This is a genomic window from Microbulbifer guangxiensis (assembly GCF_021729075.1).
GTDB classification, from domain to species: Bacteria; Pseudomonadota; Gammaproteobacteria; order Pseudomonadales; family Cellvibrionaceae; genus Microbulbifer; species Microbulbifer guangxiensis.
Window position 1 is genome coordinate 42,669 of record NZ_JAJSAQ010000006.1, and the last position, 14,707, is coordinate 57,375.

Genomic DNA, 14,707 nt, shown 5'->3' on the forward strand with positions numbered 1-14,707 from the left:
GCCGATGGCACTCACTTCGTGAATGCGACCACGACACCGCTGACATCAAAACCCGCAGCACGCGCACCGGTGACAATTTCGCCGGACTCGAGGCCCTGCAGGGAACGGGCACCCGCCCACATGTTGCAGGATCGGTTGCCCGTGCGGCAGAACGCGTGGATGCGCTTGCCCGAAGCGAGCAACCGGGCAAACTGCTCACAGTGCTCCCGAGTCATCTGGCCACGGGCAAAAGGAATCGAGACGAACTCCAGCCCCGCCCTGTCGGCAGCCGCCTGCATGGCTTCGTAGGTCGGTGCAGTGCACTCGGCTTCCGGCCGGTTGCAGACCAGTATCTCAACGCCGGAGTCTGCCAGGGCGTCAAACGCGTCGGTCTCCAGTTGTTCGGAAACACTGACCTGCTTGTCCAGATTTTGGATATTCATGTTTTACCCTCTTTCAATCTCTAGCGGCAATCCGTTGCCCGGTATAGATACACCACCCCGTGGATCAGAGTGCGTTGATCGGCACCTTCAGGTAGACGGTGCCATTGTCCTCTGCCGGCGGCATCTGACCCGCACGGATATTGACCTGGATGGAGGGGAGGATAAGGCGCGGCATCGGCAGTGTCGCATCCCGCTTGGAACGCATGGCCACGAACTCCTCTTCACTCACGCTGTCACGCAGGTGGATGTTGCTGCGCTTCTGCTCCGCGACTGTGGTTTCACACTGGTGCTCGCGCTTCCCGTTGGGGGGATAGTCATGACACATGAACATGCGGGTTGCATCCGGCAGTGACAGCAGCTTCCTGACCGAGCGGTACAGGGTCTTGGCATCCCCACCGGGGAAGTCACAACGGGCACTGCCCACATCCGGCAGAAACAGCGTGTCACCGACGAACAGCGCATCACCGATCAACCAGGCCATGTCTGCCGGGGTGTGCCCCGGGGAGTAAATGACCTGTCCTTCCAGCTCGCCGATGGTGAAGGTGTCGCCGTCGTGGAACAGGTGATCGAACTGGCTACCGTCTACCAGGAACTCTTTCTCCAGATTGAAGACATCGCGGAAAATGGTCTGTACCTGGCGGATATGATCGCCAATAGCGGTCTTGCCACCCAGTTGCTCGCGGATGAAGGGTGCCGCAGAGAGGTGATCGGCATGGGCATGGGTCTCCAGCACCCACTCCACGGTCAGGCCCTCGGACTTGACGAACGCGATGATTTTCTCGGCACCGTTGGTGCTGGTGCGGCCGGAAGCGGCATCGTAATCGAGTACCGGGTCGATGACTGCAGCGCTGCCACCGGAGCGGTCATAGACCACGTAGCTCCAGGTTTCGGTATCTTTGTCCAGGAAAGGCTGGACCAGCGGCTTCTGCTTGCTGACTGACATGGTTTGTCCTCCGCTATTCATGCTTGGCAACAATATACTTGCCGATAATATATAAATCAATATAATGTTTTCTTGTAAAACATCCCAACGATGGATACATGCATGCCCGATACGTCGGAAATCAGCCTGGAGAAGATGCGCGCCTCGGCGGACACTGCCTCGGCAATGCTGCGCTCACTCGGCAACCAGGACCGCCTGCTGCTGCTCTGTCAGCTGAGCCAGGAGGAGCTGTGTGTGAGCGAACTGGAGGAACGGCTGGATATCCGCCAGCCGAGCCTGTCCCAGCAGCTGGGGGTCCTGCGTCGCGAGGGACTGGTTGCTACCCGCCGCGAGGGCAAGCATGTCTACTACCGAGTTGCCGACCAGCGGGTGCTGGCGCTGCTACAAACCCTGTATGAACTCTACTGTGCGGAGTAAACCCAAACCATGACCATTGACTGGACTGCCTTTACCCCCTGGTCGGCGCTGGCCGGCGGGGCGATGATTGGACTGGCCTCAGCATTGCTGTTGCTGCTGAATGGCCGTATCGCCGGTATCTCCGGCATTCTCGGCGGACTGATCAGCCGCACCCCCGGGGAGACTGGCTGGCGCGCGGCATTTGCTGTCGGCCTGCTGATCGGCCCCGCCCTGTGGGCACTGTTCCACGCCCTGCCGCCCATTCGTATCGAGGCGGGCTATCCGATGCTGGTGGCCGCCGGCCTGCTGGTGGGTATCGGTACCCGCTATGGCTCCGGCTGCACCAGCGGTCACGGCGTATGTGGCCTGTCGCGCCTGTCGCCCCGCTCACTGGCAGCAACCCTGATTTTCATGGCCGGCGGTTTCGCAACCGTCTACGTCGTACGCCACCTGCTGGGAGTATGAAAATGAACAAATCAATCCTGTCCGCATTCGCTGCCGGCCTGATTTTCGGTCTCGGCCTGCTGGTTTCCGGCATGGCCAATCCGGAGAAAGTACTGGCCTTTCTCGACCTGTTTGGTAACTGGGATCCCTCCCTGGCGCTGGTAATGGTGGGCGCCATCGGCGTGGGACTGCCATTCTTCTACTTCGCCAAGGGCCGGGATGTGACCGTGCTGGGCAAGCAGATCCAGATGCCCAGCCGTCGCGACATCGACCGTCCGCTGGTTGTGGGCAGCCTGCTGTTCGGCATCGGCTGGGGCCTGGCCGGCTTCTGCCCCGGGCCCGCAGTGGTCGCCACTGGCGCCGGCGAGATCAAGGCCATCGTGTTCACCATCGCCATGCTGGCGGGGATGGGACTCTTCGCCCTGGTCAACCGCCCCGGCGCAGCCAGGGCCGCTTCCTGATCAGCGATTGAGGGCCGGCCGGCATAGCCGGCCCTCACCACCGAAAGCTCCGCTGCCTGCCCCTCCGGCAAGAAATTTTCCGCGGGCACACTGAAGTGCTTGTCACCGATGCAGCCGGAGCTTGCCATGCTCCATGCACAGCGCACCGTGCCCCTGTCCGGCTGCCCGGCGACCCGCCCCTTTCCTCCACAGCATTTCTCCTCCCTGTTCCGCATTGCTGCCTGCCCCCGCCGACGCCATCGGTCTGCGGAGACTATCTTCTTCCCTAGCGACCCGGTCCCGCGAGCCTACCCGCCAAGCTGGTAATATCGACGTAGGGATCCCCCAGCAGAATGATGGCAAGGATGCGCGCAAGCAATTTTCTCCCCAGTTGGCTGAAGCGCTACCGGGCCCAGTGGCTCGGCAGGGACGCTGTGGCTGCGCTGGTGGCCACCATGATGCTGGTGCCGCAGGCGCTGGCCTATGCTGCCCTCGCCGGACTGCCACCCCATCTCGGCCTCTATGCCAGCCTGTTGCCGCTGGTGGGTTATGCCATGTTCGGTTCCAGTTCGGCCCTGTCGGTGGGACCGGTGGCCGTGCTGGCGCTGATGACGGCCTCGGCCCTGTCGTCCATTGCCGCCCCGGGCACCGCCGATTACATCACTGGTGCGGTCATACTGGCCGCGCTCACCGGCGTTTTCTCTTTCGCCATGGGCTTGCTGCGCCTCGGCGCCCTCTCCAACCTGCTCAGCCACCCGGTCATCAACGGCTTTGTCTCCGGCGCCGCAACCCTGATCATCATCGGCCAGATCGGGCCCCTGCTCGGCGTCCCCACCGATGGCGATACCGCCTTTATCATCCTGCTGCATTCCGTCGAGGAGCTGCCGGAGTCGAGCCCCCTCACCAGCGCCATCGGGCTGACATCCCTGGCATTACTGCTCGGCGCCCGCCTTGGACTCGCCCCACTGCTGGTGCGGCTGGGTTCTTCCGCGGGCACTGCTCGGCTGCTGGCTCGGCTGGCGCCGATGCTGCTGGTGCTGGGCGCCATCGCCCTGACCTACTTCCTGGAATGGGACCGGAAGATCGACGTCGTGGGTGCCATCCCCTCCGGCCTGCCCGAATTCGGTCTGCCAACCTTCGAGTGGCGTCTCACCTTCCCGCTGCTGCTGCCAGCGCTGATCATCGCCCTGCTGGGCTTCGTGGAAAGCCTGTCCATTGCCCACGCCATCGCCCTGCGCCGCCGTGAGCGGCTGGACGCCAATGCGGAACTGCGTGGACTGGGCGCCGCCAACCTGTTCAGTGCCGTGTCCGGGGGCTTCACCGTCACCGGCAGCTTTGCCCGCACCGCCATCAACGAGGAAGCCGGGGCGAAATCGCCCATGAGTGGGATTTTCGCTGCCGGGCTGATGGTCCTGGTGCTGATCTTCCTGACCGGACTTTTCCAGCAATTGCCGCTGACGGTACTGGCCGCCACCATCATCGTGGCCTCCCTCAGCCTGATCGATGTGCGGGGCTTTATCCGCAACTGGCGCTACGACCGCACGGATGGCATTGCCATGGCCGGGACCTTCCTCGGGGTTTTGCTGTTTGGTGTGGAAGCAGGTATCGGCATCGGCATCGGGCTCTCTTTTGCCACCCTGATCTGGCGCAGCAGCAGACCCCACATCGCGGTGGTCGGGCGCCTGCCCGGCACAGAACAATTCCGCAATGTGCTGCGGCACACGGTCAAGACCCAGCCGGGCCTGCTGTTCCTGCGCATCGATGAGAGCCTGTTTTTCAGCAACATCAGCGCTGTGGAGGATCGCCTGCTGAGCGAGCTGAAGCGCCACCCGGATACCCGTGAGCTGGTGCTGATCCTGTCTTCCGTGAGCCGTATCGACGGCACCGCCCTGGAGCGCCTGCAGCAGATCAACCGGGACCTGGCCGAACGGGAGATCCGCCTGCACCTGGCCGAGGCCAAGGGGCCGGTACTGGATCGGCTGAGTCGTTCCAGGTTCCTGAGCGAGCTCACCGGCCGAGTGTTCCTGTCGTCCTATATTGCCGAACTGGCCCTGAGACACGAGGAGCAGGAAAACCGCAACCCGGGCCCAGCGGCGGGGCAGGCCTGAACCCCGGGATCCGGTTTGCAGTCCTGTACCCATGGGAGCGATACTGGCAAAATATACAGTATTTGAGCGACCCCCACGGACCATGGCCGAACTCACCCCCACACTCACCGATGAGCAGCAGGCAATCGCCGATCACCCCGGGGGACATGCCAAGATCATCGCCGTGGCCGGCTCAGGCAAGACCACGGCGCTGCTGCATTATGTGAAAAACCGGCTCGCCGCCGGAGTAGCGCCGCAACGCATACTGGTGCTGATGTATAACCGCAGCGCGCGGGAGGACTTTGCCCGACGGCTGGGCGCGCTGGTGGACGGCCCGGCACCCACGGTGCAGACATTCCACAGCCTCGGCTACCGGCTCTACCAGCGCATGATCGCCAACGGCCATATTGCACCAGCGAAGCTCTCACCCCTGCCCCAGTCCGTGATCCAGCTGCAGATATGGCGCGCCATCGAGGCCTGCGCACCGCCGGAGGAGCTGGAGGATATCCGCGCGCGCAAACAGTCCGAAGTGGAAGCAGCTGAGTTCTTCATCGACTACACCAAGACGATCCTGAGTGGCGACCTGAGCGCCTTTCAGGAATTGAAACTCGGCGACGAGTACCTGTACTTCCTCAAGGTCTTCCGCGCATTCGAGGACTGGCGGCGCAGCCAGCAGGCAGTGACCTACGCCGATCTGATTTACGACCCGGCCATCCTGCTGAGCCTGTGCCCCGACATTGCCGAACAGTACGGCAGTTACTTCGAGGACATCCTGGTGGACGAGTACCAGGACATCAATGCCATTCAGCATTTCCTGCTCCAGGTGATCTATGGCAAATCCGGCAATGTCATCGCCATCGGCGACCCGGACCAGACCATCTACGAATGGCGGGGCTCCAAACCGGCCTACCTGTTGCGCTACTTCGATGGGGATTTCCCACCTTCAAACGTATACCAGCTGAGCCGCACCTTTCGCTATGGCCACGAGCTCTCGCTCGCGGCCAACCACTTCATCCAGCACAACCGCGAGCGCGCGGACATTCTCTGCATTTCGCCCGAAAACGGGCCGGAGACCCGGGTGCAGTTACAGGCGACCGACAATGAGCCGCGCTGGCTGGTGGAACACCTGCGCCGCATTCAGAAACAGGGCGGCAAACTGGCAGGCGTCGCCATCCTGGTGCGGCTCTGGTCGGTGGCAGCCCCCATCGAACTGGCGCTGCTGGCGGCGAATATTCCCTACCATTCCGCCAACCGCAACACGGTACTGTCGCGCCGGGAGCTGCGGCCACTGTTCTGGAGCCTCAACATCGCCTCTGGCCGCTTCGCCGAATTGCCCCCGCAGCGCCGTCGCATCGGGCTATACGAGTGGCTCACAGCCCCACACATCCGCATTCCCCGCCGGGTGCTGGAACCCCTGTGCGAAACACTGGCCCGGCAGGACAGCGACTGGGGCCAGCGCCTCTATGAACTGGTCCCGGCGGACCTGAGCCAGGCCCAGGCCAAACGCCTCAAGCAGCGGGCGGCACTGCTGCGGGAGTGCGAGCGCTGGCGTGGTACCGCAGGGGAACTATTGCGCCGGCAACTGGGGGAGCTGGATTATATCAGCGGCATTGCCGACGACAGTTTCACGAGGCAGCAGGGGGAGGAACGCCAACAGACGGTGCTCGCCTTCTGCCAGTTTCTGGACCGGCTGCGGCAACCGCCGGCAGAGGCGCTGGCACACCTGCAGGAGTTACAGCGCCAGCACCGGGAGGGCGAACAGGGGGCAGCGGATGCAGTCCAGATCACCACCATGCACCAGGCCAAGGGGCTGGAGTGGGACCGGGTCATCCTTCCGTCCCTCAACCAGCACAACATGCCCTACCAACCCCAGCGGGATTTCTCCACCCCCGCCTCACTGGAGAGTGAGCGCCGCCTGCTCTACGTGGCCATGACCCGGGCCAGGCGGGAACTGCTGCTGCTCACGCCCGCCACAACCGCAAAACCTGCCAGTGAGGACGATGCCCAGCGGCCTTCCCTGTTTATCGGGGAGATGCAGTTACCGCTCTGCCGCAACCTGAGTTCAGCACTGGCAGAGCGGCCGGAAACCCTGCACAGCCAGGTACCTGTGAGCCGGCTCGGGCTGCGCTATCTGGAAACGCTGGGTTACTCACCGGAAGTAGAAGCTCCGATGGCCCAGGCGCGCCGGCCGGAGAGCGGAGAGAGCATCCGTCACCGCAAGCTGGGTCACGGGCGGGTGGTGAAATGGGAGGGCGAGCGGCTGGTGATCCTGTTCAGTGACAGTGTCACGCGGCGCTTTGACTGGGACCGCCTGCAGCCGTTTTTGATCTGAGTGCAGGCGGGTCGACTGATGCTGCCGGTTTACTCCAGCGAGGCACTCTCGTTTTCCACCGAGTGCGCAAACTGTTGGCTAACATTGAAAAACAGCGGGTACTCACTGCCGGATTCGGGGTCGCGCACCTGCATCTTGTCATAGACACCCTGCTGGTCGTAAACGATGGACTGCTCCAGCACTTCCAACCCCTTCAGGCGCACGAACGCCCGCAACTCGGAGGTGGTGATGGTGTGGTAGGCACTTTCCTGGGTGCGGCCGTCGCCACTGCGCTCGATGGAGTCCATCAGGCCTTCGACCATGTAGCGGTGAAGATCCTCGCGGTCGTGCGCTTCACTTCTGCCACTGCAGACCACACCGATCATATGCGCCTCGAGGCTCATGTAGTTGTTGGCCAGTACCTCATCCACGTAGCGCAGACAGCGTTCATAGTCCGACTGCTCCACCGACTGATAGGCTTCCGGCAGTCCGGTCAGCCGGATACCGCCGTGGGGGTTGTACTCTTCAGACTCACTGTAGGCCCTGCGCAGGGCATCAAAGTCCAGCGTAAAAGAGAGCGTCTGAGCCTCCGTTAGCAGGCGCCGGTACTCGCTTGCGGGCACAGGCGGCTGGCGATCGGCCACCGTGGATTCCGGTCCCCCTGTCGGTGCCCCGGCACAGGCAGTGAGCAGGACTGCCATGGCGATGATTGCGACCGGTTTAATGATTGGGGTCATGCGTTGTTATCTCCGTTGCCGGTTTTTTTCGGATGCCGAACAATCCTCTGCGCTCGGACTCCTGAATTTCCACTTGCGGACGCAGGAACTCACGCAGCCGGTTCTGTTCCCACATCGCATCCTGATACCCAAGTTCGATCAGTTCGCCCAGGAAAGGTTTCTCAAAAAGGAGGTAACTGGCCGCCGATGCACCGCCTCCGGCGGTTGTTGCACCCGTTGAGCGAAACAACCAGCGCACAGCCGGGGGCAGGTAGCGCACTTTTCGACCGGCCAGCCGATCGAGGCTCTGGGAGGGCTCGATCACCGCGGAATCCACCGCGCGCAGGGGGGACAAGCCAGCCAGCTCCTTCTCGTGTACCGAATCCAGCAGCAGGTTGACCCGATCCAGGTGCTCCAGGTCACCCTCAAGACTGTCGATAAAAGCGGCGTTGAACAGCTGCCCCGCGATCTGTGCCAGTGACGGCGAGTGCCGTGGCGCCTTGGAGCGTTTCTTGCCCCAGTGCACCGGTGAGCGGTTGTCCGACACCCCCACCACGAATACCCGGTTGGCGCCCAGGTGCAGGGCCGGACTGATGGGTGCCAGCTGGCGCACAGCGCCGTCCCCGAAGTAGTCGTCACCGATCTTGACCGTGGCGAACAGCGCCGGGATGGCCGAGGAGGCCATCAGATGGTCAGCGGTAATCTCCGCGCGGGTGCCATAGCGCCGGAAACGGCGCCATTCTTTCAGCTCCTGAGCGCCCTGGAAGAAGCTGACCGACTCCCCCTTGTTGTAGGACATGGCGTTGACACACACCGCGCGCAACCGCCCCTCGTCGATATTGCGCTGAACATTGGGAAACTTGATCGCCTCTTCAATCAATGCCCGCAGCGGCGAATTGTCCAGCAGGGCCAGCGGGCGCTGGCGGCTGACGCCCTGGTGAAACAGCGAGCGGCCGATGGTGAACATGTTGCCCAGCAGGCTGTGCCAGCTGCTGCGGTAGATACTGTCAACGGTCAGGTCCAGCCAGAGGCGGCACAGGGTATCCACCGCCTCTCGGAAAGTGCCGGGGTGGGAAGCGAGCAGCAGTGCATTGACGGCACCGGCCGAGGTGCCGCAGATGATCTGGAACGGGTTGGGGTTGGTTTCCGGGGTCAGCTCCGCCAGTGCCTTGAGCACACCGGCCTGATAAGCCGCACGCGCCCCTCCCCCGGAAAGGACCAGGGCGCTGGACTGATGGGTCAGCTTGGGAATTTCTTTCTCTGCGGTCAATGTTTCTTACCGGGAAGCGGCACCGGAGGGGCCAGGCCCTGTCCTCCAATGGTATCTTGCCCCTGCACTGTGACAAAGCCGTGCGGGGACCTCAAGGATAGCAGTCGAACGGCGCGGGCATCTGTCCGGCACCCTGCTCTCACCGGGCCATATCCACGACGTAGCGGCCGATACCGTGGCCCCGGTGCAGGCGCGCGAGGAATTCCGGCGCCTGTTCCAGGGCGATATCTTCGGCGATACGATCGAGCTGTTCACCGATATACCAGTCCCCTGCCAGTTTCTCCCACACTGCCGCCTTGCGCTCGAGGGGCAGCTCCACACTATCCACGCCCAGCAGGCTGATACCGCGCAGGATGAACGGGAACACATTGGCCTGGAACTGGGCCCCCGCGGCCATGCCACAGGCAGCCACCCCGCCGCCGTAGGCGAGGGACTTGATGACATTGAACAGGGTGTCGCCGCCAACGGTATCCACCGCCCAGGCCCACAGGGGTTTGGCCATGGCCTTGCTGGCAAATGGCGCCAGGGTCTCTCGATCCAGCACTTTCCAGGCCCCGAGCCCGGTGAGGAAGTCCGCCGATTCCAGTTTTCCGGTGACTGCCGCCACCCGGAATCCCAGTTGCGCCAGCAGGGCCACGGCAATCGAGCCTACGCCGCCGGTGGCACCGGTCACCAGGACTTCGCCATCCTCGGGCCGGGCACCCGCCTCCAGCAGTTTCTCCACACACAAGCCGGCGGTGAGTCCGGCAGTGCCGAGAATCATCGACTCCCGGGCAGTGAGCCCCTGTGGCAGCCGCAGGGCCCACTGGGCCGGAATCGCAATGCGCTCGGCCAGCCCACCGGCAGTATTCATCCCCAGGTCATAGCCGGTCACCAGCAGGATTTCGCCCGGGGCGAAAGTGCCGCTGCGATCCGCCACCACCGTGCCGACAGCATCGATACCGGGGGTGTGGGGGTATTCCCGGGTAATCGCCCGGTTGCCAAAGGCGGACAGGGCATCCTTGTAGTTGAGCGAGGAGTGGGAAACCGCCAGCATCAGAGGGTTGTCCGGCAGCTGTGCCACCGGCCGCTCGACAATCTGCTGGTCGAACTTGCCGGCTGCCACTTCCTCGACCCAGACTGCGCGAAATGTCTCTGCCATCATCCTGCTCCCTGTCCGGTCCCCTGCCCGACTCACAGTCGCTGCGGGTTTACTGCGCCTGGTGCCGCCAGGCCGCCAGCCGGGAGAAGAATCGCATCAGTGCCGACTCCACTCCGGCCTGGGCCGCGAGACCCATTTTCTTGGCAATATTCTTCCGTTCCTTGTACTCCACCTGGTACAAGTCCGCATCCACGGCACGGCTGGTGAGGTATTCGTCGGAAGTTTTCAGTTCGTCCACCAGCCCCAGTTCCACCGCGCGCTGGCCGAACCACACCTCACCGGTAGCAACTTTGGCGATATCCAGCTGCGGCCGGTACTCGGCGACGAAATGCTGGAACAGTGCATGGATTTCCTCCAGGTCGCTCTGGAATTTTTCCTTACCCTGCTCCGTGTTCTCCCCAAACATGGTTACCGTGCGCTTGTACTCACCCGCGGTGAACAGTTCGAAGTCCACATCGTGGCGCTTCAGGAAACGGTTGAAATTCGGCAGCTGTGCCAGCACACCGATGGAACCCAGCATGGCAAACGGGGCGGCAAGAATCCGGTCACCGACACAGGCCATCATGTAACCCCCGCTCGCGGCCACTTTGTCGACGGCGATGGTCAACTGGATACCCGCGTTGCGCACACGTGCCAATTGGCTCGCCGCCAGACCATAGTTCGCCACCATGCCGCCGGGACTCTCGATGCAGGCCACCACCTCGTCACCGGGTTCGGCCACCTGCAGGATCGCCGTGATCTCTTCCCGCAATTGCGCCAGGGCACTGGCCTTGATGTCACCGTCAAAATGTACGACGAACAGGCGCGCACGTTCGCCCTCCGGCTTCGCGGTAATGACGGCGTGCGAGTGGGTCTCCCCCGCCTCTGCATCGGCTTCACCCTGTTCCGGCACCGGCGTGTCGGTGGGCTCCAGGTCCTTGCGCTGCACTTTTTCCGCGGGCTTTTGCTTTTTCTCCGCTTTGTGTTTTTTTACCAGGGCTTTCTCCCGGGCTTTCTTCTCCTTCACCATCTGCTTCTGTCGATGGGCAAACTCGTGTTTGTCCATGACCGCCTGCAGCAGGGTCTCTTTCATCTGCTCATAACGATCGTTCAGGCTGGTGACGGTGATGTGCCCCTGGATACGCTCCTTGAGCTGCTCCCGGTTGGCGACCACGAAGCCCACAACCACCAGCAGCGCAACCACGATGGTGACAACCTTGGCGAGAAACAAGCCGTATTCAATAAGAAATTCCACTAAAGCTCCCTGTCTGTTTCTGGAGAGGTAAAAACGGTGCCGCCCGCGTCAGCGCCACTCCTCGAGAGCCGAGGTCGCCTGCTGGTTGAGAGGGCGGGCCAGCAGCCCAGTGTGACTGATGCGCACCTCGTAGACGGCACCATCTTCCATCGGCAGGAAAGTGGCACTGCCATAGACTGCATCGACAAACGGCAGGCGCTTGCTCACGTCCCGGAGTGATGCCCATACATCGACACCGTAATTGCTGCCGTTCAGCTGGTGCACCGTACGCTCCTGATTCCGCTCGTCCTGCAATGTCAGGTAACGGCCGCTGACCCGGTCAAGGCGATAGGCGGGCTGTATTCCCCAGCGCGCCAGAGGTCCTTTCCACTTCAGCAGGCGCGCGTCCAGCTGCCACTGGTCACCACGCAATTCAAAGGTCTGGGCAACCCCGGCATCATCGGCGAATTTGGCCTCAAAGTGCTGTTCATCCAGCTTGCGGAAAGAGAGAGTCCCGACGCTGTGCTCCTCGGCGAGGTTGCGGTAGCTGTATACGTCGGCCGCCACCAGCACGATCAGCAATGCGGCGCCCAGCAGAATCAGGCCGACGCTGCCGCGAATGAATCCGAGCAGCCAGTTGCCACCCACCAGCACGCGGCCACCCCAGAAAACCAGCAAGAGTGCCAGCACGGCAATCAGAAAGGTAATGGCGATGTACATGCAGATCTCCGGTTTATTATCACGTTTGCCGGCTGGCGCACTGCGCTGCAAAAGTACGGATCAGCTGGCCGGAAAGTGTCTGTGGGGGCGGGATCTCCGGCAAACGGTCGTACCGGAACCAGGCGGCCTCGGAGATTTCCTCCTCCTCCGGCGAAACCTCGCCCGCGGCCCAGTCGGCCAGATACCCCAGCATCAGCTGGCCGGGGAACGGCCACGGCTGGCTGCCCACATAGTGCGCTGCCCCGACCCGGACCCCCACCTCCTCGTGGACCTCCCTGGCCAGGGCTTCCTCTGCGCTCTCACCGGCTTCGATAAAGCCCGCCAGAGCAGTAAACAAGCCGTGACGGTGGCGAGTGTGCCGGGCCAGCAGGCACTCCTCTCCACGGGTGACCAGCATGATGACACAGGGGGAGATTCGCGGATACACCACGAACTGGCAACGGCTGCAGCAGCGGGCGCGCTCCCTGCCGTAAAATTCGGTGGGACCGCCGCAGCGGCCACAGTAGCGGTGATCGAGGTCCCAGTTGATCACCTGGACCGCGCGCCCGGCGAGGGAGAACTCCAGTTCACTGACCTGGCCCAACAGGCCGCGGAGACCGTGCCAGCCACATCCCGGCACGTCCAGCTGCCTGGACAGGAAGTGCACCCCGCAGGGGTCCCCACCCAGATCACCCAGATAATGACTGGCCGTCACACTGCCCCCCTCGACCGGAAGGCGCGGATGCAGCAATCCCTCGCCATGGAGCAGCAACATACCATCAGCGATCACAATATGGCGCCGCAGCGCCGGCAGCGGTCGCACGCCTGTGGCGGGTACAAACAGCTCGCTCAAGCCTCCCTCCGCCTCAGGTCGTTTCCACGGGATAGCCGAGGGCATCGAGGCTTTCTATGGCCAGGTCCAGGGACTGCTTATCGGCCTTGCGGTTGAGTTTCACCTCACCCAGGTAATACTCGAGGCTGATGATCGCGTCGGCGAAGGTATCGAGGGTCTGCTCGATGGCCGGCGCGGTGTCACGCTGCTCCATCACCGACTGCACAAAGGCCACCAGCCTCTCGACGACTGCCGCAGCGCGGCTCAGGTTCAGCACAATGAGCCCGCCACGGACCGAGTTGAGCGTTGTGGCGACATTGCGGATGTGGCCGTGGTCGAAATCCGACTCCGCGTAGGAAGCCAGTGCCCGCTTGATCAGCGCAAGTCCGGCCACCGCCTCTTTCAGGACAGCCAGCTCCGCCTCTGCCAGCTGGCTGCGCTCCAGGGCCAGGTCGGCGTGGCCGTGCTCGTCCACATCGATACTGGAAGTCTGGCGCAGAGCGCGTATGGTGCTGTCGACCATCAGGACCTGGCTGGTGAGTTTCTGCAGGGCCTCGGCTGCAGCCTGGCCACCGGCGCCGGCACTGGAGCGGAACTCGTGCACCGCCCTGCGCAGGCCGTCGGCCACGCGGCGGAAGTTCAGCAAGGTGAGGGTGCTGGCGATCCGCTGCAAGGTGCCGAGCAGCCCATCGTCTCCATCCAGGCCGGAAGCGCCGATCAGCTCGGCGTCGTCCAGCATACGGCGCACTCCGGTCAATTCCTCGTCCAGGGCAGTTGCCACAGCCGTGATCGCCGTGGCACCCGGCCCGCCGAGACTGGCACGCTCACGCTCGAGTTCAGCTTCGCTGTAACCGAGCGGCCTGGCCGAAAAGGCCTCCAGTATCGGGGTCGCCTGCTCCGAGGGCCCGGACAGTGCCAGCCAGTACAGGCACTCTTTTACCAGCACCGGCGGCGAGGGCTGCTCCAGGGCTATGTCACCCTGCGCCTGCAGCGTCCGCAGGCGCCGGTCCAGCATGCTGAACACCATCACCCTGGAACGATTACTGTGCATCTCCCGCGCGGCCATTCCGCCCAGAGCAGCGCCCGCTACAGCCCACAGGGTTCCCGAAGGGCGCCCGGCGGAAATGCTTGCAACACGCTGCAGTGCACGGGACATCATGGTAAAGGCCGGCCTGGCGGGCTTGCCCTTCAGCAGGGCCAGCAGGCCCACCTGGTACATATGCCGGAAGCGGCGTACGAAATTGCGCAGGTCCTCGGCCATCACCGCCGAAGAGACGGCTCCAGGCACGGTGCCATTCAGGCGGCAGCGGAAGAAGTGGCTCTCGGGCACTGGAGCCAGCCCCCGCGCAGTGCGGAGGTTGTTGATGTAGGGGATCAGCAGTTCGGGGCGCGCGAAGCCGCGGTTCTGGACGAAGTCCAGGTAGCGGGTCAGCACATAGAAGGCGGTACTGAGCGCCTCCATCAGCTCGTTCACCGGCTCCTGCCGCCCCTCCTGCAGATCCAGCAGGGCACTGGACATCTCCTGCCCCAGCAACTCGGCCGCCTGCAGCTGCACCATTTGCAGCACACCGGTGATCTGGCGCAGCAGGGCCAGGCACAGGTCCAGTGACTGCCGGTTGTTACGGTCCGCGGCATACTGATCCAGGTGCGCCGCCGCGGAATCCACGGAGGTCGTCAGCTCGGCCTTGATCAAGTTCACCGACGTAATGTTGATTTCGCGTAATTCAGTCACCGCCAACACCACCGCACACTGTTATTCATTATTCACTGTTCAAATATCAGGCAGGCCCGGT

At 63.2% G+C, this 14,707-nt stretch carries 14 protein-coding genes; 5 read left to right on the top strand and 9 right to left on the bottom strand.

The annotated features are described in order from the left end of the window. Positions 1–11: 11 nt before the first annotated feature. Positions 12–422: a protein tyrosine phosphatase family protein gene (locus LVD12_RS13390; RefSeq protein WP_237068239.1), complete on the bottom strand. Its 411-nt coding sequence runs from the start codon at positions 420–422 to the stop codon at positions 12–14. Between the two features lie 64 nt (positions 423–486). Next, positions 487–1,365 carry an MBL fold metallo-hydrolase gene (locus LVD12_RS13395; RefSeq protein WP_237068240.1) on the bottom strand — a complete coding sequence of 293 codons (879 nt, stop codon included), beginning with the start codon at positions 1,363–1,365 and terminating at the stop codon, positions 487–489. 102 nt (positions 1,366–1,467) lie between these two features. Here LVD12_RS13395 and LVD12_RS13400 point away from each other — a divergent pair, with 102 nt between their 5' ends. The 5 genes from LVD12_RS13400 to LVD12_RS13420 all read left to right on the top strand — a co-directional run bounded on the left by LVD12_RS13400 (position 1,468) and on the right by LVD12_RS13420 (position 7,064). After that, positions 1,468–1,782, top strand: coding sequence for an ArsR/SmtB family transcription factor (locus tag LVD12_RS13400; protein WP_237068241.1), 315 nt, complete (start codon positions 1,468–1,470; stop codon positions 1,780–1,782). A gap of 9 nt (positions 1,783–1,791) precedes the next feature. After that, complete coding sequence (locus LVD12_RS13405) at positions 1,792–2,226, top strand: YeeE/YedE family protein (RefSeq protein WP_237068242.1); 435 nt, start codon at positions 1,792–1,794, stop codon at positions 2,224–2,226. A 2-nt stretch (positions 2,227–2,228) separates the two neighbouring features. Further along, on the top strand, positions 2,229–2,666 hold the full coding sequence (locus LVD12_RS13410) for a DUF6691 family protein (RefSeq protein ID WP_237068243.1): 438 nt from the start codon (positions 2,229–2,231) through the stop codon (positions 2,664–2,666). A gap of 344 nt (positions 2,667–3,010) precedes the next feature. After that, positions 3,011–4,753, top strand: coding sequence for a SulP family inorganic anion transporter (locus tag LVD12_RS13415; RefSeq protein WP_237068244.1), 1,743 nt, complete (start codon positions 3,011–3,013; stop codon positions 4,751–4,753). An 82-nt stretch (positions 4,754–4,835) separates the two neighbouring features. After that, complete coding sequence (locus LVD12_RS13420; protein WP_237068245.1) at positions 4,836–7,064, top strand: ATP-dependent helicase; 2,229 nt, start codon at positions 4,836–4,838, stop codon at positions 7,062–7,064. A gap of 29 nt (positions 7,065–7,093) precedes the next feature. Here LVD12_RS13420 and LVD12_RS13425 read toward each other — a convergent pair whose 3' ends face one another. From LVD12_RS13425 to LVD12_RS13455, 7 genes are all read right to left on the bottom strand, one after another. After that, a complete protein-coding gene (locus LVD12_RS13425) occupies positions 7,094–7,780 on the bottom strand; it encodes a DUF4919 domain-containing protein (protein WP_237068246.1) in 687 nt (228 codons plus the stop codon). Continuing rightward, positions 7,764–9,029 carry a patatin-like phospholipase family protein gene (locus LVD12_RS13430; RefSeq protein ID WP_237068247.1) on the bottom strand — a complete coding sequence of 422 codons (1,266 nt, stop codon included), beginning with the start codon at positions 9,027–9,029 and terminating at the stop codon, positions 7,764–7,766. The genes LVD12_RS13425 and LVD12_RS13430 overlap by 17 nt, the downstream gene beginning before the upstream one ends. A gap of 139 nt (positions 9,030–9,168) precedes the next feature. Continuing rightward, positions 9,169–10,170, bottom strand: coding sequence for a YhdH/YhfP family quinone oxidoreductase (locus LVD12_RS13435; RefSeq protein WP_237068248.1), 1,002 nt, complete (start codon positions 10,168–10,170; stop codon positions 9,169–9,171). A gap of 49 nt (positions 10,171–10,219) precedes the next feature. Then, the gene (gene sohB / locus LVD12_RS13440) at positions 10,220–11,404 is read right to left on the bottom strand and encodes a protease SohB (protein WP_237068249.1); all 1,185 of its coding nucleotides are present in this window, start codon (positions 11,402–11,404) and stop codon (positions 10,220–10,222) included. A gap of 48 nt (positions 11,405–11,452) precedes the next feature. Then, on the bottom strand, positions 11,453–12,103 hold the full coding sequence (locus tag LVD12_RS13445; protein ID WP_237068250.1) for a cation/multidrug efflux pump: 651 nt from the start codon (positions 12,101–12,103) through the stop codon (positions 11,453–11,455). 19 nt (positions 12,104–12,122) lie between these two features. Next, positions 12,123–12,935: an NAD(+) diphosphatase gene (gene nudC, locus LVD12_RS13450; RefSeq protein WP_237068251.1), complete on the bottom strand. Its 813-nt coding sequence runs from the start codon at positions 12,933–12,935 to the stop codon at positions 12,123–12,125. Between the two features lie 13 nt (positions 12,936–12,948). After that, a complete protein-coding gene (locus tag LVD12_RS13455; protein WP_237068252.1) occupies positions 12,949–14,646 on the bottom strand; it encodes a FimL-related protein in 1,698 nt (565 codons plus the stop codon). Positions 14,647–14,707: the final 61 nt, after the last annotated feature.

Excerpts from the sequence above, each read along its gene's own strand:
- LVD12_RS13415 (WP_237068244.1), top strand. The coding sequence starts at position 3,011 with ATGCGCGCAAGCAATTTTCTCCCCAGTTGGCTGAAGCGCTACCGGGCC.
- LVD12_RS13445 (WP_237068250.1), bottom strand. The coding sequence starts at position 12,103 with ATGTACATCGCCATTACCTTTCTGATTGCCGTGCTGGCACTCTTGCTG.
- LVD12_RS13420 (WP_237068245.1), top strand. The coding sequence starts at position 4,836 with ATGGCCGAACTCACCCCCACACTCACCGATGAGCAGCAGGCAATCGCC.
- LVD12_RS13395 (WP_237068240.1), bottom strand. The coding sequence starts at position 1,365 with ATGTCAGTCAGCAAGCAGAAGCCGCTGGTCCAGCCTTTCCTGGACAAA.
- LVD12_RS13410 (WP_237068243.1), top strand. The coding sequence starts at position 2,229 with ATGAACAAATCAATCCTGTCCGCATTCGCTGCCGGCCTGATTTTCGGT.
- LVD12_RS13435 (WP_237068248.1), bottom strand. The coding sequence starts at position 10,170 with ATGGCAGAGACATTTCGCGCAGTCTGGGTCGAGGAAGTGGCAGCCGGC.
- LVD12_RS13400 (WP_237068241.1), top strand. The coding sequence starts at position 1,468 with ATGCCCGATACGTCGGAAATCAGCCTGGAGAAGATGCGCGCCTCGGCG.
- LVD12_RS13405 (WP_237068242.1), top strand. The coding sequence starts at position 1,792 with ATGACCATTGACTGGACTGCCTTTACCCCCTGGTCGGCGCTGGCCGGC.
- LVD12_RS13390 (WP_237068239.1), bottom strand. The coding sequence starts at position 422 with ATGAATATCCAAAATCTGGACAAGCAGGTCAGTGTTTCCGAACAACTG.
- LVD12_RS13425 (WP_237068246.1), bottom strand. The coding sequence starts at position 7,780 with ATGACCCCAATCATTAAACCGGTCGCAATCATCGCCATGGCAGTCCTG.